The 19,394-nt window shown below is 70.5% G+C and carries 18 protein-coding genes; 6 read left to right on the plus strand and 12 right to left on the minus strand.

Annotated features, from left to right (window positions below; translation table 11 throughout):
• Positions 1 to 14: 14 nt before the first annotated feature.
• Both ffh and ABG085_RS10800 read right to left on the minus strand, forming a co-directional pair.
• A complete protein-coding gene (ffh, locus tag ABG085_RS10795; protein ID WP_347975746.1) occupies positions 15 to 1,580 on the minus strand; it encodes a signal recognition particle protein in 1,566 nt (521 codons plus the stop codon).
• Positions 1,581 to 1,688: 108 nt separating this feature from the next.
• A complete protein-coding gene (locus ABG085_RS10800; RefSeq protein WP_347975748.1) occupies positions 1,689 to 2,693 on the minus strand; it encodes a TetR family transcriptional regulator in 1,005 nt (334 codons plus the stop codon).
• A 137-nt stretch (positions 2,694 to 2,830) separates the two neighbouring features.
• On the opposite strand from ABG085_RS10800, the gene lipB reads away from it, so the two are divergent.
• Positions 2,831 to 3,469 (plus strand): lipoyl(octanoyl) transferase LipB, encoded by a 639-nt coding sequence (lipB, locus tag ABG085_RS10805; protein ID WP_347975749.1) that lies wholly within the window; start codon positions 2,831 to 2,833, stop codon positions 3,467 to 3,469.
• Entirely contained in the window at positions 3,466 to 4,500 is a 1,035-nt protein-coding gene (lipA, locus tag ABG085_RS10810; protein ID WP_347975750.1) for a lipoyl synthase, read from the plus strand. The genes lipB and lipA overlap by 4 nt, the downstream gene beginning before the upstream one ends.
• A 95-nt stretch (positions 4,501 to 4,595) precedes the next feature.
• Here lipA and ABG085_RS10815 read toward each other — a convergent pair whose 3' ends face one another.
• The 4 genes from ABG085_RS10815 to smc form a co-directional block, all read right to left on the minus strand.
• A complete protein-coding gene (locus ABG085_RS10815) occupies positions 4,596 to 5,096 on the minus strand; it encodes a DUF2004 domain-containing protein (RefSeq protein WP_347975751.1) in 501 nt (166 codons plus the stop codon).
• 81 nt (positions 5,097 to 5,177) lie between these two features.
• Complete coding sequence (gene ftsY / locus ABG085_RS10820; RefSeq protein ID WP_347975752.1) at positions 5,178 to 6,050, minus strand: signal recognition particle-docking protein FtsY; 873 nt, start codon at positions 6,048 to 6,050, stop codon at positions 5,178 to 5,180.
• Positions 6,051 to 6,075: 25 nt separating this feature from the next.
• Positions 6,076 to 6,780, minus strand: coding sequence for a hypothetical protein (locus ABG085_RS10825; RefSeq protein ID WP_347975753.1), 705 nt, complete (start codon positions 6,778 to 6,780; stop codon positions 6,076 to 6,078).
• A gap of 57 nt (positions 6,781 to 6,837) precedes the next feature.
• Positions 6,838 to 10,410, minus strand: a complete 3,573-nt coding sequence (smc, locus tag ABG085_RS10830; protein ID WP_347975754.1) for a chromosome segregation protein SMC — start codon at positions 10,408 to 10,410, stop codon at positions 6,838 to 6,840.
• Between the two features lie 540 nt (positions 10,411 to 10,950).
• Between smc and ABG085_RS10835 the strand changes: the two genes are divergently transcribed.
• The 3 genes from ABG085_RS10835 (at position 10,951) to ABG085_RS10845 (ending at position 13,464) form a co-directional block, all read left to right on the plus strand.
• Positions 10,951 to 11,205: a hypothetical protein gene (locus ABG085_RS10835; RefSeq protein WP_347975755.1), complete on the plus strand. Its 255-nt coding sequence runs from the start codon at positions 10,951 to 10,953 to the stop codon at positions 11,203 to 11,205.
• 83 nt (positions 11,206 to 11,288) lie between these two features.
• Positions 11,289 to 12,371, plus strand: coding sequence for a GNAT family N-acetyltransferase (locus ABG085_RS10840; RefSeq protein ID WP_347975756.1), 1,083 nt, complete (start codon positions 11,289 to 11,291; stop codon positions 12,369 to 12,371).
• Complete coding sequence (locus ABG085_RS10845) at positions 12,364 to 13,464, plus strand: GNAT family N-acetyltransferase (RefSeq protein WP_347975757.1); 1,101 nt, start codon at positions 12,364 to 12,366, stop codon at positions 13,462 to 13,464. Before ABG085_RS10840 ends, ABG085_RS10845 begins: the two co-directional genes overlap by 8 nt.
• Before the next feature lie 24 nt (positions 13,465 to 13,488).
• Here ABG085_RS10845 and mutM read toward each other — a convergent pair whose 3' ends face one another.
• From mutM to ABG085_RS10875, 6 genes are read right to left on the minus strand one after another with little or no spacing between them, the layout of a single operon-like run.
• Positions 13,489 to 14,430 (minus strand): bifunctional DNA-formamidopyrimidine glycosylase/DNA-(apurinic or apyrimidinic site) lyase, encoded by a 942-nt coding sequence (mutM, locus tag ABG085_RS10850; RefSeq protein WP_347975758.1) that lies wholly within the window; start codon positions 14,428 to 14,430, stop codon positions 13,489 to 13,491.
• Complete coding sequence (gene rnc / locus ABG085_RS10855) at positions 14,423 to 15,124, minus strand: ribonuclease III (protein WP_347975759.1); 702 nt, start codon at positions 15,122 to 15,124, stop codon at positions 14,423 to 14,425. The genes mutM and rnc overlap by 8 nt, the downstream gene beginning before the upstream one ends.
• Positions 15,125 to 15,139: 15 nt before the next feature.
• The gene (gene rpmF / locus ABG085_RS10860; protein ID WP_163617368.1) at positions 15,140 to 15,349 is read right to left on the minus strand and encodes a 50S ribosomal protein L32; all 210 of its coding nucleotides are present in this window, start codon (positions 15,347 to 15,349) and stop codon (positions 15,140 to 15,142) included.
• Positions 15,350 to 15,383: 34 nt separating this feature from the next.
• Positions 15,384 to 15,920, minus strand: a complete 537-nt coding sequence (locus ABG085_RS10865; protein ID WP_347979172.1) for a YceD family protein — start codon at positions 15,918 to 15,920, stop codon at positions 15,384 to 15,386.
• A gap of 41 nt (positions 15,921 to 15,961) precedes the next feature.
• On the minus strand, positions 15,962 to 16,459 hold the full coding sequence (gene coaD / locus ABG085_RS10870; RefSeq protein WP_347975760.1) for a pantetheine-phosphate adenylyltransferase: 498 nt from the start codon (positions 16,457 to 16,459) through the stop codon (positions 15,962 to 15,964).
• A 43-nt stretch (positions 16,460 to 16,502) separates the two neighbouring features.
• Positions 16,503 to 18,665: an ATP-dependent DNA helicase RecG gene (locus ABG085_RS10875; protein ID WP_347975761.1), complete on the minus strand. Its 2,163-nt coding sequence runs from the start codon at positions 18,663 to 18,665 to the stop codon at positions 16,503 to 16,505.
• A 117-nt stretch (positions 18,666 to 18,782) separates the two neighbouring features.
• Between ABG085_RS10875 and ABG085_RS10880 the strand changes: the two genes are divergently transcribed.
• Positions 18,783 to 19,361, plus strand: a complete 579-nt coding sequence (locus ABG085_RS10880) for a 1-acyl-sn-glycerol-3-phosphate acyltransferase (RefSeq protein WP_347975762.1) — start codon at positions 18,783 to 18,785, stop codon at positions 19,359 to 19,361.
• Positions 19,362 to 19,394 lie beyond the last annotated feature (33 nt).

Consider the following 19,394-nt stretch of genomic DNA (forward strand, 5'->3'; position numbering starts at 1 on the left):
CGACGAGACGGAAGTCAGCCGCGGCCGAGCATCTTCTGCAGCTCGGCGAGGTCCGCCTCGGTGGGGGCGCCCTTCGCACCGCCGGCGCCGAGCCCGAAGCCCGAACCCGTCGGAGTCTCGCTCGCCTGAGCGGCGATGCCGGCGTTCTCGGCTGCGCGCTTGGCCGGGTTGCCCGACCGCGAGCCCTTGGACTTCTGCTGCTTTCCGCGCTTGGACGAGGCACCGGGACGGCCGGCACCGGGGATCGGCCCCATGCCCGGGATGTTGGGGACGCCGCCGCGGGCGACGGTCTTCATCATCTTGGCGGCCTGCTCGAATCGCTGCACGAGCTGGTTGACGTCGGTCACGGTCATGCCCGAGCCGCGCGCGATGCGCAGGCGCCGGGAGCCGTTGAGGAGCTTGGTGTTGCGGCGCTCCGCGGGGGTCATCGAGCGGATGATCGCCTCGGTGCGGTCGATCTCGCGCTCGTCGAAGTTCTCGAGCTGATCCTTCATGGATCCCATGCCCGGGAGCATCCCGAGCATCTTCTTCATCGAGCCCATCTTGCGCATCTGCTGCATCTGGGCGAGGAAGTCCTCGAGGGTGAACTGCTCGGTCGCGAGCTTCTCCGCGACCTTGAGCGCCTCCTCCTCGTCGAACGCCTGCTGGGCCTGCTCGATGAGGGTGAGGATGTCGCCGAGGTCGAGGATGCGCGATGCCATGCGGTCGGGATGGAATGCCTCGAGGTCGTCGAGCCCCTCTCCCGTGGACGCGAAGATGATGGGGCGGCCGGTGACCGACGCCACGGAGAGCGCGGCACCACCGCGGGCGTCGCCGTCGAGCTTCGAGAGCACGACGCCGGTGAAGTCGACGCCGTCCTGGAACGCCTTCGCCGTGTTGACGGCATCCTGTCCGATCATCGCGTCGATGACGAACAGCACCTCGTCGGGGTCCGTCGCCTTGCGGATGTCGGCCGCCTGCTTCATGAGCTCTGCGTCGACGCCGAGGCGGCCGGCGGTGTCGATGATCACGACGTCGTGCTGCTGGCGCCGCGCGACCTCGACGCCGTCCCGCGCGACGCGCACCGGATCGCCGACGCCGTTGCCGGGCTCCGGCGCGTAGATCGCGGCACCGGCGCGCTCAGCCACGACCTGGAGCTGGTTGACGGCGTTCGGACGCTGGAGGTCGGCGGCGATGAGGAGCGGCGTGTGGCCGTCCTTCTCGAGCATCTTGGCGAGCTTGCCCGCGAAGGTCGTCTTGCCCGATCCCTGGAGGCCCGCGAGCATGATGACGGTCGGCGGGTTCTTCGCGAACTGCAGGCGGCGCTGCTGGCCGCCGAGGATCGCGACGAGCTCCTCGTTGACGATCTGCACGACCTGCTGTGCAGGGTTCAGCGCCTTGCTCACCTCGTCGCCGAGTGCGCGCTCGCGCACCTTGGCGGTGAAGTCCTTGACGACGGGCAGCGCCACGTCGGCGTCGAGCAGGGCGCGCCGGATCTCGCGGACGGTGCCGTCGACGTCCGCGGGCGTGAGCTGCCCCTTCTTGCGGAGGTTGCGGAAGGTCTCGGTGAGCCGGTCGGAGAGGGTGCCGAAAGTCGCCATGATCCCCCGATTCTACGCGAGCGGATGCCGCCTCCCGGCGCCCGCCCACAACCCCTCGGACGAGAGTCGCTCCTGCGGACGTGCCGGCTGAGCCCATCCCCCGCGCGCTCAGCGATCGGCGGGTGCGTCCCCGAGCTCCTGGAAGAGCGTCAGCTGCAGGCCGGCAGGTCCGCGCAGGCGGGCGTTGCGCGAGTTCCACGGCGTCACCCGAGCGGATGCCTCGATCTCGGCGCCGCCCTCATCGAGCCGTGCGACTGCGGCGTCGGTGTCGGCGACCTCGAGGGCCAGGCGAATGCGGTCGCTCGGGGCGTCGCCGTCGGTCTCGACCCGGTCGATGAACTCGACCTGCGCGGGATTGGCGATCTCGAGGGTCGCGCGGCCCGCGTCGAGGATCGCGACCCGCGCGCCGCCCTCGGCCTCGTAGGCCTCCGCCTGCGGCATGCCGACGACGTCGCGATAGAACGCCAGCGTCTGCTCGAAGGCCGCGGCCTGCACCACCACGCGCAACTGGGCCACCTCTCCCACCGGGGCCGAGTCTGACATCGGCGCCGCCGCATCGGCCGCGAGCGACAGGAAGCGCGACAGCGACGTGCGTCCGGCGCCGTCATGCGCCCAGGCTTCGATCGCGGCGAGCACGGCGCCGCCCCATGCCGCGCCGGCGACCTCGGCACGCAGGCGATCGGCGCCGCCCCGCACCAGCCGTGTCGACGCGGCTCGCGCCACCCGGGCTCGCCGGAGGGCGGAGTCGCGCTCGTACTCCGCCTCGAGCCCCATCGCCGCGAGGTTGACGATCCCCAGCGCAAGGCTGTCGGGCACGAACGACTCGGCGATCGCAAGGGTCTCTGCGCGGACGGCGGACGCGGCGGATGCCGCCTCGTCCGCGGCGAGCCGCTGTTCGAACACCGCGATCCGCTCGTCGAGCCCGGCCCAGAGGACGTCGGACTTGGACGAGAAGTAATTGAAGAAGCTCGAGCGGCTCACGCCGGCACGGCTCGTGATGTCGATGATCGAGGTCTGCTCGTAACCCTGCTCGAGGAAGAGCTCGCACGCCGCCTCGGCGATGGTCTCGCGCGACGATGCTTTGGGCCGTCCTGCGCGCGGCTCGGTGGACATGAAGCCACTTTATGGCCGACGGTGCGCCGCCACACGGATGGCTCGACGCCCGGGCGGGTCGGCGCCGAACGGTGTACGGGAATGTATTGTTGGACGCAGTTCATCAATCGCCACGAGCGAACGAGCGAAGGAGTGCGATGCTCGACATCCAGACCGTCGGCCTGTCCCCCGACTATGTGCCGTACCTCGACGGGTGGGCGCTCCAGCGCAGCATCCACGCCGAGGTCGTGGAGCAAGCGCGGCCCGACACGCTGCTGCTGCTCGAGCACGAGGCCGTCTACACCGCGGGCGCGCGCACGGCGCGGCACGAGCGTCCGACGGACGGCACGCCCGTCGTCGATGTCGATCGCGGCGGCAAGATCACGTGGCACGGACCTGGGCAGCTCGTCGGGTACCCGATCGTGCGGCTCGCCGAGCCGGTGGACGTCGTCGCGCACGTGCGGCGCCTCGAGCACCTCCTCATCGAGGCGCTGCGCGAGTTCGACGTCGAGGGCTATCGGGTGGAGGGTCGCAGCGGTGTCTGGGTGCGCCGCCCCCTTGGTGAGGACAAGGTCGCCGCGATCGGCGTCCGCGTACAGCGTGGCGTGACGATGCACGGCTTCGCCCTCAACTGCGACAACTCCCTCGCCGGCTTCCGCGGCATCATCCCGTGCGGCATCTCGGATGCCGGGGTCACCACGATCAGCGAGGTCGCCGGCGTCGAGATCAGCCCGAGCGACGTGATCGACACGGTGAGCCGCGTGTTCGCGGCCGACTTCGCGGGGGTGCCGGCATGAGCGCCTGCGGCACTGCCCCCGGAGCGGCGGATGCTGCTGCCACCGGTCCGGAGGGACGAAAGCTCCTGCGTCTCGAGGTGCGCAACGCGCAGACGCCCATCGAGCGCAAACCCGAATGGATCAAGACCAAGGCGAAGATGGGCCCCGAGTACCAGGCGCTGCACTCGCTCGTGAAGAGCGAAGAGCTGCACACGGTCTGCCAGGAGGCCGGCTGCCCCAACATCTACGAGTGCTGGGAGGACCGCGAGGCGACCTTCCTCATCGGCGGCTCGCAGTGCACGCGCCGGTGCGACTTCTGCCAGATCGACACCGGCAAGCCGGCAGACTACGACATCGACGAGCCCCGCCGCGTCGCGGAGAGCGTGGTGCGCATGAACCTCCGCTACGCCACCGTGACGGGAGTCGCGCGCGACGACCTGCGGGACGGCGGTGCCTGGCTCCACGCCGAGACGGTGCGGCAGATCCACGCCATGAACCCGAACACGGGCGTCGAGATCCTTGCGACGGACTTCAACGGCGACCCCGCGCTCCTGCGCGAGGTGTTCGAGAGCCGCCCCGAGGTCTTCGCGCACAACGTCGAGACGGTGCCGCGCATCTTCAAGCGGATCCGGCCGGCCTTCCGCTACGAGCGCTCGCTCGACGTCTTGACCCAGGCTCGCGACGCCGGCCTCATCACCAAGTCGAACCTCATCCTGGGCATGGGTGAAGAGCCCGAAGAGGTCGTGCAGGCACTCCAGGACCTGCACGCTGCCGGCACCGACATCATCACGATCACGCAGTACCTTCGGCCGTCGCCCCGGCACCTTCCCGTGGCCCGGTGGGTCAAGCCGCAGGAGTTCGTCGAGTTCAAAGACGAGGCCGAGCGCATCGGATTCCTCGGCGTGCTCGCGGGACCGCTGGTGCGCTCGTCGTATCGGGCGGGGCGCCTGTGGGCGCAGTCGATGCTGTCGAAGGGCCGGGAGATCCCGTCGCATCTCGCGCACATCGCCGAGGACGTGCACGTCGAACGCGGATTCGCGCAGGCCGTCTGAGGCGGCGGGCCGGACCACCGGCATCCATCCCCTCGTTCACCGAGAGAGGCGTGGCGACACCGGACTCGTCACCCGAGCAGCGGTGTCGGGCGGAGTCAGTCCGCGCTCGTGACCGACAGCACCGCGCCGGCGGAATCCAGGTTGACCAGCAGCACGTCGTCGGTGGCGTCGGGGTCCAGCGCGTACTCCAGCACGGCGAACGGGTCGGAGCCGCCGTGCTCGTCGGCGAGGATCGTCATGCTCATGAGCTGCAGCGAGCGGATCACATCGATCTGGATGTCACCGGAGATGTCCACGAGAGCGTCGTCGAGGGCCTCCCCCAGTGCCTCCTGCTGCTGCAGGATGTACTCCGTGACCTCGCTGGTGCGATCGTTCAGCTCGTTCACCATGGCGTTGCGGGCGCTGCCGTCGATGTCCTCGATCGACGAGATGAGCGCGGCGGCGACGTCGAGGGCCGCCTCCGACACATCGTCCTGATCGGGCGCGGTCAGATCGACCGTGACGGATTGGTCACCCAGGTCGACATTCTCCGACCAGAAGATCGATCCGTCAGGCCCCGATTCGAGGAGTCCGAAGTAGTCGTGCTCGATCGCCATGACCCCATGAAACCGCAAGGAGCGCGTCCGCGATAGCCCGGACACGGCATGGCGCCGATTCGGTCCGCCGAGTCGGCCGATTCAGTCGACGAGGGACGCCGCGAAGACGTGCGGCGTGAAGCCGGTGAGGTCGCCGATGCCCTCGCCCTGGCCCAGCAGCTTCACCGGAATCCCGGTGCGCTCCTGCACGGCGAGCACGAATCCGCCCTTCGCCGAGCCGTCCAGCTTCGTCAGCACGAGGCCGGTGACGCCGGCGTGCTCGAGGAACGCCTGCGCCTGCATGACGCCGTTCTGACCGGTCGTCGCATCGAGCACCAGCAGCACCTCGCTGATCGGCGCCTGCTTCTCGATGACTCGCCGGATCTTGCTGAGCTCGTCCATCAGCCCGCCCTTGGTGTGCAGGCGTCCGGCCGTGTCGACGAGCACGATCTCGGTGCCCGTGTTCTTCGCGTACTCGATGGTCTGGAAGGCGACGGATGCCGGATCCTGCCCCTCCTGCTGGGGCCGGACGATCGTCGCGCCGCCGCGCTCGGCCCAGGTCGCGAGCTGGTCGACGGCCGCCGCGCGGAAGGTGTCGGCCGCGCCGACCACCACGGACCGCCCGTAGCGCTGCAGGAACTTCGCGAACTTGCCGATCGTCGTGGTCTTGCCGACGCCGTTGACACCGACGACGAGCACGACCGCCGGCCGCTCGGTGAGGCGGAGGGTGGTGTCGAACTTCGCGAAGTGCTCCTCGAGCGTCTCCTTCAGCATCCGCTGCAGGTCGCGCGGGTCGGTCGTGCGGTACCGCTCGACCTTCTCGCGGAGCTCGTCGATGATGCGTTCGGTGATGTCGGGGCCGAAGTCCGCCGTCAGCAGCGCGGTCTCGAGGTCTTCCCAGGTGGTCTCGTCGATCGTGGGCTTGACGAACATGCCGCGCAGCGCACGGCCCAGCGACCAGGAGCTCTCTGCCATTCCTCCAGCCTAGGGCCGCCGCCGATCAGTCAGCGGCGGGCGCGATCGCGATCCCGACGTACTCGTTGAGGAGGGCCGTGACCTCGGTGCCGATGTCCTGCCCCGGCGGACACTCCACGTTGACGACGAGCGACGTGCCGAGCGTGCCGAACGTGCGTCCGAACTCGCTCCAGCCGGCATCGCTTCCGCCACCGCCGCCGCCGCCGCCGACCAGGCGGATCTCGACCGTGCCCTCCTGCGTCGTCTGCGCCACGTAGTCGTCCGATGCGTTCGCCGTCACATCCGCGGTCGTCACACCGGGGATCTGCGTGCTGAGCACCGCGGCGAGCATGCTGTCGGTGCTCTCGCGGTCGTCCGCCCCGAGTTCCAGATCGGTGATCGCGCCCTGGTAGAACGCGATCGTGCACTGCGTCTGCCCGTCGAGGTACGCCCAGCTGCCGTTGCCGTTGTCGGGTGAAGACACCGCGAAGCGCTCGTCGGCGGCCATCAGCCGGTCGTCCCACCCTGCCCGCCAGGATGCCGGGTCCAGCTCCGCGCCCGCCTCGAAGGTGATGTCGGTGGGAGGCATGGCGGCGGCGTCTTCCGCCTCGGGCGTGGGCGTCGCCTCGCCGGACGCCGATCCCGTGGGCTCGGGAGTCACACGCCGCGCGCCGGAGACGTCCGGCGTGCACGCGGTCAACAGGACTGCCGCCAGGACCAGGCCCGCCGCCGCGCGCGCTGAGGTGTGCATACGCGAACGCTACTCCCGCCGCGACCAGGGCGGGTGCCTCAGCCGGGGGGCAGTCCGTCAGGAGGCCACGCGCTCCACGATGCGCTGTCCGACGACAGCCGAGACGCCGTCCTGGCGCATCGACACGCCGTACAGCGCGTCGGCGATCTCCATGGTGCGCTTCTGGTGCGTGATGACGATGAGCTGGCTGGAGGCGCGCAGCTGCTCGAAGACGCCGAGCAGGCGGCCGAGGTTCGCGTCGTCGAGCGCCGCCTCCACCTCGTCGAGGATGTAGAAGGGGCTGGGCCGCGCCTTGAAGATGGCGGTGAGCAGCGCCACCGCCGCGAGCGAGCGCTCGCCACCCGAGAGCAGGGACAGCCGCTCGATCTTCTTGCCGACCGGGCGCACGGCGACCTCGATGCCTGTCGTGAGGGGCGAGTCGGGGTCGGTCAGAGCGATCGATCCGGTCCCGCCCGGGAACAGGATCGGGAACACCTCGCCGAACGCGACCTTCGTGTCTTCGAACGCGGAGAGGAAGATCGACTGCATCCGCTCGTCGAGCTCCTCGATTATCGTCAGCAGGTCCTTGCGGGTCTGGGTGAGGTCGGCCAGCTGCTCGGTCATGAACTTGTGACGCTGCTCGAGGGCTTCGAACTCCTCGAGTGCCAGCGGATTCACGCGTCCGAGCTGGGTGAGCTTGCGCTCCGCCTCCTGCAGCCGCCGGCGCTGCTGCGCACGGTCATAGGGAACGGTGGGCACCGGTTCGTCTCCGTCGCCGCCGGCGTCCGCTCCTTTGGCGTCCGACTGCGCGGGATCGGCGTCTGCCGGGACGGGAACCGGCTGATCGGGTCCATATTCCGAAATCAGAATGTCTTCATCGAGCCCGAGCTCGGATTGCACCCGCTCGAGCAGACCACCCACATGCAGGCGCTTCTCGTGGATCTGCAGCTCCAGGCTGTGGACGCTCTCGGTGAGACCCGCCAGCCGCTCCCGCAGCGTGCTCTCCTGGGCACGGAGCTGCGCGAGCTCGGTGGTCACCGCCGTGCGCTCGGACTCGGCCGCGGAGAGCTCCGCCCGCGCCTGGGCCAGTGAGCGGTCGACCGAGTCGATGACGGCGGGCAGCTGCCCTGCGACGCCGGCGGCGATCTCGCGCTGCGCCCGGCGGACGACGGCTCGTCGCGCCGCCTCGGCGGCGGCCTCGCGCTCGCGTTCGCGCTGCCGTTCGAGTGCGACGACGCGCGCCTCGCCGGCACGGATGCGCTCGCGCAGGGTCTCGACGTCCAGGCGCGCGCGCATCTCTGCGTCGCGCGCGGCCTCCAACTCGGCGAGCATGCCTTCGCGCGCCGACGCGTCGAGGATCGGCCGCGGGGCTTCGAGCGCCGCGGTCAGCTGGTCCTCGGCCGAGCGCGCCGAGCCCTCGGCCTCTTCGACCGCCGCGGCGGCCTGCGCGACGCCGGCGGCGAGCCGTTCGCACTCGGCGACGGCGGCCTCATGGCGGACGGTCGCGCGATTGACCTGCTCCGCGTGGGCGGCGAGGGCGGCATCGTGCTCTCGGAGGGTGGCGAGCGTCGTCTTGGTGCGCTGACGCGCGGACTCGAGCTCACGGGTCGCGTCGCCGAGAGCCTCCCGCAGCGATTCCGCCACCACGGTGATCTCGTCGCGGCGCTCGGCCGCGGCATCCCGTTCCGCGGCCAGCTCCAGCCGGGAGCGGGACGAGCCGGCGCCGGCGCGGAGCGAATACTCCGTGTAGACCTCTCCGCGACGGGTCACGAGGGTCAGCGGGCCGCCCAGTTCGGCGTTCGCCAGCGCGGGACCGGCTTCACGCGCGACCTCGAGGTCGTCGACGACCACCACGTACGACAGCAGGCCGAGCACGCCCTCGGGGGCGGTCACCACCTCGCGTGCGGGAACGACGCCGCGGAGCTCGGGGAACGCCGGCCGCATCATGCCCGCCTCGGCGATCACGATGTCGACCATGCCCGCTTCGGCATCGCGGGCCGCTTCTGCCACCGCGAACGCGCTCGCGCGGTCGTCCACGAGCACGCCTTCGGCGATCGGACCCAGCACGGCTGCGACGGCCGCCTCGAACCCTGACTTCACCTGCACCGCGTCGCCGACGAGGCCCCGCACGCCGTCGCGACCCTGCGCGATCAGCGCCGAGGCGCCGTTCTTCACATCCAGTGCCCGGCTCAGCGCGGCGGTCTGCGCCGTCAGCGCCTCACGCTCGCGCTCCGCCGCGTGCAGGCGCTCACGCAGTGCCGACACCGTCGCCTCCGCCTCGGCGGCGTCGCGCTGCGCGCGCTCATACGCGGCCGCGTGATCGGCCGTCGACGCGTCGGGCACGACATCGGGGTCGACCCCGGCGAGGATCTCCTCGGCCTCCGCGCGGCGTGCGAGCGCGGCATCCAGCGCCTTCTGCTGCCGTTCGACGGCGGTGCGGACGGCGGCGAGAGCGGATGCCGCGGCCTCGGCGGTCCCTCTCAGGGCCGTGATGCGCATGTCGTGCTCCGAGACGAGCGCGCTCTGCGCGGCGATGTCGACATCGAGGGCGTCGAGCTCGGCACGGGCACGGACGACATCGCGAGCGGCCGCCGCGGCAGCGTCCTGCGACGCGCCCAGACCGTCCGAGACGACGTCGATCTCGGCACGCGCCTCGTCGATCATCGCCTGCGACACGGTGGTGAGCTCGATGCGCTCCTCGTCCTCGGCGTCGCCGAGCAGCGCGAGTCGCTGGCCCGCGAGGGCGTACAGGCCGCGGAGTCGCTCCTGCACCCGCTCGAGCCCGAAGGCGACACGACGGGCGCGGTCCACGTTCTCGGAGCGCTGGTCGTTCTCGAGCTGCTCGATGCGCACCCGGGCGTTGTCGAGCCGGTCCTGCAGCACCATCCGCTCGGAGTGACGCTCCTGCTCGCTCTGCGCGTGCGATGCGAGCTCTGCCCGAAGCCCGGAGATCTCGTCGGCGAACAGCCGGGCCTTCGCGTCGCGCACCACGGCCGCGATGGTCGCGGCCTCCCGGGCGATCTGGGCCTGTCGGCCGAGCGGCTTCAACTGCCTGCGCAGCTCGCCGGCGAGATCGCTCAGGCGCGTGAGGTTGGCCTCCATCGCGTCGAGCTTGCGGAGTGTCTTCTCCTTGCGCCGCCGGTGCTTGAGGATGCCGGCGGCCTCTTCGATGAAGCCCCGGCGGTCCTCCGGAGTCGCCTGGAGCACGCTGTCCAGTCGCCCTTGACCGACGATCACGTGCATCTCGCGGCCGAGGCCGGAATCGCTCAGCAGCTCCTGGACGTCGAGCAGCCGACACGAGTCGCCGTTGATCGCGTACTCGCTCGTGCCGTTGCGGAAGAGCGTGCGGCTGATGGTGACTTCGGCGTATTCGATGGGCAGCGCGCCGTCGCTGTTGTCGATCGTGAGCTGCACCTCCGCACGGCCGAGCGGGCCGCGCGTCGCCGTGCCGGCGAAGATGACGTCCTCCATCTTGCCGCCGCGGAGGGTCTTGGCGCCCTGCTCGCCCATCACCCAGGCGAGGGCGTCGACGACGTTCGACTTGCCCGAGCCGTTCGGGCCGACGATGCAGGTCACTCCGGGCTCGAGCGCGAACGTCGTCGGTTGGGCGAACGACTTGAACCCTTTGAGCGTCAGGCTCTTCAGGTGCATGGATTCGCCCCCACCCCGGTCGATTACCCGCCTACGCTACCGGAGCGGAGCGCTCCCGCCCGGTAGACCGGCCGCAGGACGAGCGGTCTGCGAACCCGCGATCCGCGGCCTCCCTCGGTTCGACGCCGGCGTGCGCGGCGAGCCGCGACACGCGATGCGATCACCGAATCTGGGAGAAAGCTTGACGCCGGTATCCCGGAGGCGGTAGCGTCACTCTTCGCGTCTGAAGTCGAGAAAGGAGGTCCCCCGATGATGCTGATGAATCCCACTGGAATCGCCGCCCGTGATGGCGGAGCGATTCGTGCCGTCGCGTCGGGGACCTACTCCTTCGGCGCTGTGCTGAGCGGCCGTTTCCCCGCCGCCATCTGATCCCCGCAGGGGACGAGTCTGCCCGCTTCCGGGCGCTGCTCGTCTGCTGCGCCGGCTCCGCTTCGCGGTGCTGAGCGCGCGCCCCCTGCCATCGTCCCGTCGTGCTGCGGCATGACATCTCCGCCTCCGGCGCCCGCCGAGGCATCCCTTTCATAACCGGAAAGAGCAATCATGAATACTCTCCTTGCGCCGCAGCGCCCCTCGGGCCTCCCCGATACGCTGCGGCTCCCGAGCCGCGACACCCGGACCTCGCTCCTGGACCGCCTCGCCCTCCACCTGGGTCTGAGGCTGCTGCTGTGGAGCACCCGCACCCCGCGGCTCGCGGACGACCGCCGCCGGCACGCTCACACGTACCGGCAGCAGGAGGCCACCGCGCAGCGTGAACGCGCCTACCTCCGCGAGGCCACCCTCGCACCCCGGCCGTGACGGCCACCGGGTCCGCCGCCCGCACCGGGCGGCGGACCCCACCCCCCTCGCAACTCGCATCGACATCGCAAGGACGCATTGACATGACCACCATCACGGGGCTCGAATTCCGCCCCCTCGTCGTTCCCGCCTCGATCGACGCACCGGACGCCGCCGACTTCGTCGAGATGGTCCGGGTGCGCAACATCATCTACCGCGAGATCTCCGGTCACGACGACCACCGGATCACCGCGGATGAGCTCCTCCCCCACTACCGCCCCACCGAGTACGAGACCCGGCTGTCGTGGGTGATAGTGGACGACGGGAAGTGCATCGGCCGCGCCGGGATCGACATCCCTCACGAGGAGGGGTCGAAGGAGGCCTTCTGGCTCATCGAACTGCTGCGCGACACCTGGGGCCGCGGCATCGGCTCGGCCGCGTACGAGCTCGTCGAGCAGACGGCCCGTGCCCACGGCCGCACCGTGCTGCAGTCCTGGGCAGAGCATCCTGCCGCGACCGGCCCGCAGCTGGCGCCGCCGACCGGCTTCGGCCAGATCCCCGAGGACCACATCGCCCGGTTCTACCTCCGCCACGGCTACGCGCTGGAACAGGTCGAACGCAACAGCGCGTTCGACCTCACCGGCTCGTTCGCCGAGGTCGAGCGACTGCTGGCCGAGGCGCAAGCCGCCTCATCCGGCTACCGCGTGGTGCAGTGGTTCGCCCCCACGCCCGAGGAGTACGTGGCGGGGTACGCCTGGATGAAGTCCCGGATGTCGACCGACGCGCCCTCGGCGGCCCTCGAGTTCGCCGAAGAGGCGTGGGACGCCGCGCGCATCGCCGAGCACGACGCGCGCTACACCTCGTCCGGTCGCACGATCCAGGTGACCGCGGCGCAGCACATCGAGACCGGTGAGCTGTGCGCGTTCAACGAGCTCGTGATCGGCAAGGACCGCACCGAGCCGTCCCACCAGGAGGACACACTCGTGCTCAAGGAGCACCGGGGACACAAGCTCGGCACGCTCGTCAAGTGCGCGGGACTCCTGTCCTGGCGCGACGTGGCGCCCGCATCCGCGCGCGTCATCACCTACAACGCAGAGGAGAACCGGCCGATGCTGGACATCAATGAGGCGATCGGCTTCGCGCCGATCGCGTACGTGGGGGCATGGAAGAAGGTGCTCGATGACTGACCTGGCCGACACCGCGGTCGTGACCGTCCAGCGGATCGCCGTTCCCGCAGCGGTGGACGCACCGGACGCCCGTACGTTCCTCGAGATGGTGCGGATCGCCAACGCGGTCTGCCGCGAGGACGCGGGCCATGACTATCTGCACGAAGAGCCTGACGAGATGCTCGGGTTCTGGCAGGACCAGACCGACTGGACGCAGCTCGGTTTCGCTGCGCTGCGCGGCGACACGGTGCTGGGTGCCGTGAAGCTGATGATCTCGAACCAGGCCGATGCCAGCACCGTGGAGTTCGATCTCATGGTCGACCCGCCGCATCGCGGCCAGGGCATCGAGGAGCTGCTGCTCACCGAGGTCGAGCGCGAGGCCCGTGAGCGGGGACTCGCCACGATCCAGACGTGGACGCTGCACCGGCCGCAGGCGGAGGGCCCGCGTCTGGAGCCGCCGACCGGCTGGGGCTCCATTCCCGCCGACGATCCGCAGACGCGATTCCAGCAGGCGAGCGGCTTCACCCTCGAGCAGGTGGAGCGCAACAGCGTCTTCGATCTCACCGGCGACTTCGGCCCCGTCGAGCGCATGCTCGCCGAGGCGGAGGCGGCCGCGGGCGAGGACTACCGTTCGATCCAGTGGACGTCGCCGACGCCGCCCGAGTACCTCGACGGCTTCGCGTACGCGATCTCGCGCATGTCGACGGATGTGCCGGCCGGCGGGATGGTCATCGACGAGCAGCATTGGGATGCCGCGCGCGTCGAGCGTCGCGACGCCCGGCTGAAGGCGCAGGGGCTCACCGTCTCCGTCGCGGTGGTGCTCCACGTGCCCACCGGCCGGATCGCGGCGTACAACGAGCTCGCCATCGCGGAGGAGCGCACCGGCGCGACCCAGCAGTTCGGCACGCTGGTCGTGAAGGAGCACCGCGGACATCGTCTCGGGACCATCGTGAAGTGCGCCAACCTGCTGCGCTGGCGCGATCTGGTGCCCGAGTCGCCGCGGGTCTCGACCTTCAACGCCGAGGAGAACCGTCACATGCTCGACATCAACGAAGCCATCGGCTTCGTGCCGGCCTCGTACGCGGGCGCGTGGAAGAAGGTGCTCGTGCTTTGACGGCGCCGGGGCGCGCCTGACGCGTCAGACGCCGTCATCGGGTCCGGGCGCCGGGCGCGGCATCCGCTGGCAGTGCGCGCAGAAGTGGCTCGAGCGATTCGTGAACGACACGCGCACGATCGGACGGCCGCATCGGGGACACGGCTCCCCGGTGCGGCCGTACGCGTTGAGCGAGTGGGCGAAGTAGCCGGCCTGGCCGTTCACGTTGACGTATTGCGCGTCGAAGCTCGTGCCGCCCTCGGCGAGCGCCTTGTCGAGCACGTGCCGCACCTCGGCCAGCAGGCGGTTCACCGCACGCGTCGACAGTGCGCGTGCCGGGGTCTCCGGGTGGATGCGCGCCGCCCACAGCGACTCGTCGGCGTAGATGTTGCCGACACCGCTGACGACGGTCTGGTCGAGCAGCACGCGTTTGATCGCCGAGTCCTTGCGCCGGAGGATCAGCCGGACGGCGGCATCCGAGAACGCGGGATCCAGCGGATCCCGCGCGATATGGGCGACCTGCGCCGGGACGGATGCCTCGGCCCACCCCCACCCGCCGGGTGCGCCGTCGGCGGTCGGGATCAGATCGTCGATCGCCAGCGAGCCGAACGTCCGCTGATCGGCGAACCTGACGGACAGCTCCCCGTGCACCGGGTGCGCCAGGTCGATGCGCACGCGCTCGTGCCGCTCGGCGGCCGCCCCCGGAGCCCGCAGCAGCATCTGGCCGCTCATTCCCAGGTGGCCCACGACGGCATCGGCGGCCGTGCCGTCGCCCGCGTCGGGGTGCAGCGGCAGCCACAGGAACTTGCCGCGCCGGGCGGCGGAGAGCACGACCCGCCCGGTGAGACGGGCCTCGAAGTCCGTCGCGTCGCCGGCGTGCCGCGTCAGCGCTCGCTCGTCGACGACCGTGACGCCGAGCACCAGGGCGCCGCTGACCGCGGGCGCGAGGCCGGCGCGGACGACCTCGACCTCGGGAAGCTCAGGCACGCCCGCTGAGGTCGCGCCATGCGGTGAGCGCGGCGGCCATCTCGGCGTGCTTCTTGCTCGTCCCGGCACCCTCGGCGATGAGGTCGCCGACGGTCACAGCCGCCGTGAAGCGACGATCGTGGTCGGGGCCGGTCGAGGTCACCGCATACATCGGGGGCTGCAGCCCGCTGTGGGCGGCGAGCTCCTGCAGGGCGGTCTTGGGATCCATCGCTGCGCCGTAGCGCTCGGGATCTGCGAGCAGCGGCTCGACGAGCCGCAGCACCAGGCCGGTCGCGGCATCCGCTCCGGCTGACAGGTAGGCGGCGCCGAAGATCGCCTCCATCGTGTCGGCGAGGATCGAATCCTTGTCGCGACCGCCGGTGAGGATCTCGCCGCGGCCGAGCATGAGGTGCTCCCCCAGGCCGATGCCGCGGGCGATCTCGGCGAGGGCGACGGTGGAGACGACGCCGGCCCGTCGCTTCGCGAGTGCGCCCTCTTCGAGGTCGGGATGTCCGGTGAACAGTCGCACGGTCACGGCGAGACCCAGCACGGAGTCGCCGAGGAACTCGAGGCGCTCGTTGTTCGGCCCCTGCCCGTTCTCGTACGCCCACGACCGATGCGTGAGCGCCAGCGACAGAAGCTCGGGGTCGATGACGACTCCGAGCTTCTGTGTGAGGTCTGCGTGAGCGATGCTCTCGGCAGCGACGTCTGTCACGTCAGTGCGCGATGATCAGACGTCGGCGACCTTGCGGCCCTTGTACTCGAGGAACAGCTCGGTGCCCTGCGAGTCGGTGACGACCTTCGCCTGGTGAGGACGGCTGTAGACCTTCTTGCCGTTCTCGATCGTGGTGGTCAGCGTGATGGGCGCCGCCTTCCACTGGGCGCGACGCGAACGAGTGTTGGAGCGGGAGACCTTCCGCTTCGGGGGGTTACCTGCCATGGCTTGCTCTCTTCTGTGTTCTCGACGCCGGGAATCAACCGCGGGGGCGCGGTGCTTCGTCGTCGTGGTCTGTGGTGTAGTCCTGGAGCGCGGCCCAACGTGGATCGAGAGGCTCGCTCTGCTGCGATCCGGCGCTATCGGCCAGTCGCTCGCCCGTGACCGGATCGAGGCCGGGGCAATCCGGCTGGCACACCGGCTGAAACGGAAGCGACAGGACGACCGCTTCCCTGACCAGAGTTTCAAGATCCACGTGGTCGTCTTGAACCTCGAAGTCAGCTTCTTCCTCCCCAGGATACGCGAAAAGCTCCTGAAACTCGACTTGGAGCCCCTCGGTGATGTCGGTGAGGCAGCGACTGCAGACACCGGAGTACTGGGTGTCGATGTCGCCGGAGGCGAGAATGCCCTCGTGCACGGACTCGAGCCGCACCTCGACGACGACCGGCTCCCCCTCGGGGATGGACACCAGGCCCTCGCCCCACTTCGCGGGTGCCGGAACCTCGATGGTGTGCTCGCGCATCTCGCCCGAGCGGTGGATGATGTCGCGGATCGGAAGGACGAACGGACCCGTCACATGCTTTCTGGCCACGACTCCAGCCTAGCCGCGGTTCGTGGTCAGATGCCCCGCGCGCCGGTGTCGAGGAACCGCGCCACCGCCGACGGCACGTACGGCGAGACGTCGCCGCCCAGCGCGGCGACCTGACGCACCAGCGAGCTCGACACGAGCGCGTGCGCGGGGTCGGGCAGCAGGAACACCGTCTCGACGTGCGCGAGGTGACGGTTCACGATCGCCATGGGCGTCTCGTACGCCACGTCGACCTGCGAGCGGATGCCCTTCACCAGGACGCTCGCGCCGACATCCGTCGCATAGTCGACCAGCAGCCCCATGCTCCACGAGGCCACGACGACCTCGCCGTCGATGTCGCTCTCGGCGATGGACTGCTCCAGGAGCGCCTGGCGCTGCGCGATCGGCAGCATGGCCTCTTTGCCGGGGTTGTGCACGACGAGCACGTGGAGCTCGTCGTACAGCGACGCGGCACGGCGGATCACGTCGAGATGACCGAGGGTCGGCGGATCGAACGATCCCGGGACGACGGCGATCCGGCTGCTCATGCCGACCAGCCTACTGGGCGGCTGGAGGTCGACCCGCCGCGCGTCAGTTCTTCGCGAGGGCCGCGCGCTCGGCCATTCCGACGTTGCGTTCGAGCGCGGCGGACAGACCGGGATGCCGCTGCAGGGCGGGGTCGTCGGCCAGCACCTGCTCGGCCGCGACGCGCGCCTCGGCGATGATGTCGGCGTCCTTCACGACGCGCAGCAGGCGCAGCGACGACCGCGCGCCGGACTGCGCGTCACCCAGGACGTCACCCTCGCCCCGCAGCTCGAGATCCACCTCGGCGAGCGCGAAGCCGTCCAGGGTCGAGGCGACGGCTTCGACACGCTCGCGGGCCGGGGTGCCGCGGGGCGCCTCGGTGACCAGCAGGCAGAGTCCCGGTATGCCGCCTCGTCCGACGCGACCGCGCAGCTGATGCAGCTGCGACACGCCGAACCGGTCGGCCTCGAGGATCGCCATCGTCGACGCGTTCGGGACGTCCACCCCGACCTCGACCACCGTCGTCGCCACGAGCACGTCGATGTCACCGCGGGCGAACGCCTGCATCACGGCATCCTTCTCGTCCGAGGGCATCTTGCCGTGCAGCACCTCGACACGGATGTCGGAGAACGACGAATGCCGCGACAGCACGTCCGCGACCTGCACGACCCCCCAGCGGGTGCGGGGGGTCTCACCGCCCGTGTCTCCGGGCGGCTCGTCCGCGGTGTCGTCCTTGGTGAGCGCCTCGGCGTCGATGGCGGCGCAGACCACGAACGCCTGGCGTCCCTGGCCGACCTCCTCGGCGATCCGCTCCCAGACCCGCCCGAACCAGCCGGGATGCTCGGCCAGCGGCGCGACGAACGTCTCGATGCCTGCGCGGCCGGCCGGCATCGTGCGGATGGTCGAGACGTCCAGGTCGCCGAAGACCGTCATGGCCACGGTGCGCGGGATGGGCGTCGCGGTGAGCACCAGCGCATGCGGCGACGAGCCCTTGGCGCGCAGCGACTCGCGCTGCTCGACGCCGAAGCGGTGCTGCTCGTCGACCACCACCAGACCGAGGTCCGCGAACGTCGTGCTCTCGCTGAGGAGGGCATGGGTGCCGACGACGATGCGCGCCTGGCCGGATGCGGCACGCAGCGCGGCCTTGCGCCGCTCTGCCGCGGGCAGCTGCCCGGTGAGCAGGGTGGGCATCAGCTCGGGCGCGAGCTGCGGGCCGAGCATCCGGGCGATCGAGCGCACGTGCTGCCCCGCCAGCACCTCGGTCGGGGCGATGAGCGCCGACTGGCCGCCGGACTCGGCGACCTGGAGCATCGCGCGCAGGGCGACGAGCGTCTTGCCCGAGCCGACCTCGCCCTGCACCAGCCGGTTCATCGGCCAGTCGCCCTGGAGGTCTCGGGCCACGTCCTCGCCCACACTCACCTGGTCGGGCGTGCGCGGAAACGGCAGCGCGGCGTCGAACCGCTCCAGGAGCGCCCCGGGGGCCCGGCGCGTGGCGGACAGCGCCCGGACGAACTGGCGCTGCTGCAGCAGCGCGACCTGCAGCACGAAGGCCTCCTGCATGCGCAGTGTCGCCCGCGCCGGCTCGATCTCCTCCAGGGCCTTGGGCCGGTGGATGCGCTCGATCGCCGTGCGGGCGTCGAGCAGGCCGTGTCGCGCCCGCAACTCGTCGGTGAGCGGGTCAGGCACCTCACCGAGCCCATCGAGCACCAGGTCGACGATCTTCTGCAGCTGCCAGCTGGCGATCGTGCTGGTCGCCGGGTAGATCGGGATCGGCAGGTTGATGTTCGCCTCGGCCTGAAGGCGGGCCTGCTCCTCGTCGTCGAACAGCTCGTAGTCGGGGTGGGCGAGCTGCTTCGCGCCGCGGTACTCCCCCACCTTTCCGGCGAAGATGCCGCGCCGCCCGGGCTTGAGGTCCTTGACGCGCCAGGCCTGGTTGAAGAACGTCAGAGACAGCTCGCCGTTGCCGTCGCTGATCACCACCTCGAGCAGGGAGCCGTTGCGGTTCTTCATGCGCCGCTCGCTCGCCCGCCGGACCTCGGCCACGATCGTCACCGGCTCGCCCACCGGCAGCGAGGAGATCTGCGTCAGCTCGCCTCGACGCGCGTACCGGCGGGGATAGTGCGCCATCAGGTCGCCGACGATCGTCATGCCGAAGGCACGCTCGAGCGCCGCCGCCGTCTTGCCGCCGACCGCGCCGCCGAGGCTCGAGTCGAGGGTGAAGGACGCCATGAGACGAGTCTAGGATCCGCCGCCGACGACCGTCGGCGGACCTGCACGCCCCACACGTCGTATGACCGCCGCGGCCGCTGTCGGCCGAAGCACAGCGGGAAATCGTATGGTTGCCGGATGCTCCGACGACTCCTTTCCCGTGTCTACTGGGCCTGCAGTCGCTGGACGCTGTCCACCGAACCGGCCCCCGATCGCCCGGCCGTCCTGCTGGGCGCGCCGCACACCTCGAACTGGGACTTCGTGCTCATGCTCGGCATCGCGTGGCGGCTGCGCATGCCGGTGCGGTGGCTCGGCAAGGCCAGCCTGTTCCGCGGCTGGAAGGGGCCGATCATGCGCGGCATCGGCGGCATCCCCGTCGACCGTGCGGACCCCTCCCGCGTCGTCGGCGACGTGGTCGCCCGGATCCACGCGGGCGAGGTGTTCGGCCTCGTCGTCACGCCCGAGGGCACACGCGGCTCCGGCTCGTACTGGAAGTCCGGGTTCTATCGCATCGCCCGCGAAGCGGGGCTGCCGGTGACGCTGGGCTATGTCGACCGCACCACGATGACGACGGGTCTCGGCCCCACGATCGAGCTCACCGGCGACGTCCGCGCGGATATGGATGTCATCCGCGCGTTCTACGCCGACAAGTCCGGCCTCCGCCCGGAGCTGCGCACCGAACCGCGCCTGCGGGAAGAGGACGCCGCGGTCGCGTGAACGCCGCTCGGAGCGGACTCGCCTCGATATCGT

It is taken from the genome of Microbacterium sp. ProA8 (genome assembly GCF_039905635.1).
Lineage (GTDB): Bacteria > Actinomycetota > Actinomycetes > Actinomycetales > Microbacteriaceae > Microbacterium > Microbacterium chionoecetis.

Bases quoted from the DNA above. Each gene is read 5' to 3' on its own strand.
- ffh (WP_347975746.1), bottom strand. From the start codon at position 1,580: ATGGCGACTTTCGGCACCCTCTCCGACCGGCTCACCGAGACCTTCCGC.
- ABG085_RS10800 (WP_347975748.1), bottom strand. From the start codon at position 2,693: ATGTCCACCGAGCCGCGCGCAGGACGGCCCAAAGCATCGTCGCGCGAG.
- lipB (WP_347975749.1), top strand. From the start codon at position 2,831: ATGCTCGACATCCAGACCGTCGGCCTGTCCCCCGACTATGTGCCGTAC.
- lipA (WP_347975750.1), top strand. From the start codon at position 3,466: ATGAGCGCCTGCGGCACTGCCCCCGGAGCGGCGGATGCTGCTGCCACC.
- ABG085_RS10815 (WP_347975751.1), bottom strand. From the start codon at position 5,096: ATGGCGATCGAGCACGACTACTTCGGACTCCTCGAATCGGGGCCTGAC.
- ftsY (WP_347975752.1), bottom strand. From the start codon at position 6,050: ATGGCAGAGAGCTCCTGGTCGCTGGGCCGTGCGCTGCGCGGCATGTTC.
- ABG085_RS10825 (WP_347975753.1), bottom strand. From the start codon at position 6,780: ATGCACACCTCAGCGCGCGCGGCGGCGGGCCTGGTCCTGGCGGCAGTC.
- smc (WP_347975754.1), bottom strand. From the start codon at position 10,410: ATGCACCTGAAGAGCCTGACGCTCAAAGGGTTCAAGTCGTTCGCCCAA.
- ABG085_RS10835 (WP_347975755.1), top strand. From the start codon at position 10,951: ATGAATACTCTCCTTGCGCCGCAGCGCCCCTCGGGCCTCCCCGATACG.
- ABG085_RS10840 (WP_347975756.1), top strand. From the start codon at position 11,289: ATGACCACCATCACGGGGCTCGAATTCCGCCCCCTCGTCGTTCCCGCC.
- ABG085_RS10845 (WP_347975757.1), top strand. From the start codon at position 12,364: ATGACTGACCTGGCCGACACCGCGGTCGTGACCGTCCAGCGGATCGCC.
- rpmF (WP_163617368.1), bottom strand. From the start codon at position 15,349: ATGGCAGGTAACCCCCCGAAGCGGAAGGTCTCCCGCTCCAACACTCGT.
- coaD (WP_347975760.1), bottom strand. From the start codon at position 16,459: ATGAGCAGCCGGATCGCCGTCGTCCCGGGATCGTTCGATCCGCCGACC.
- ABG085_RS10875 (WP_347975761.1), bottom strand. From the start codon at position 18,665: ATGGCGTCCTTCACCCTCGACTCGAGCCTCGGCGGCGCGGTCGGCGGC.
- ABG085_RS10880 (WP_347975762.1), top strand. From the start codon at position 18,783: ATGCTCCGACGACTCCTTTCCCGTGTCTACTGGGCCTGCAGTCGCTGG.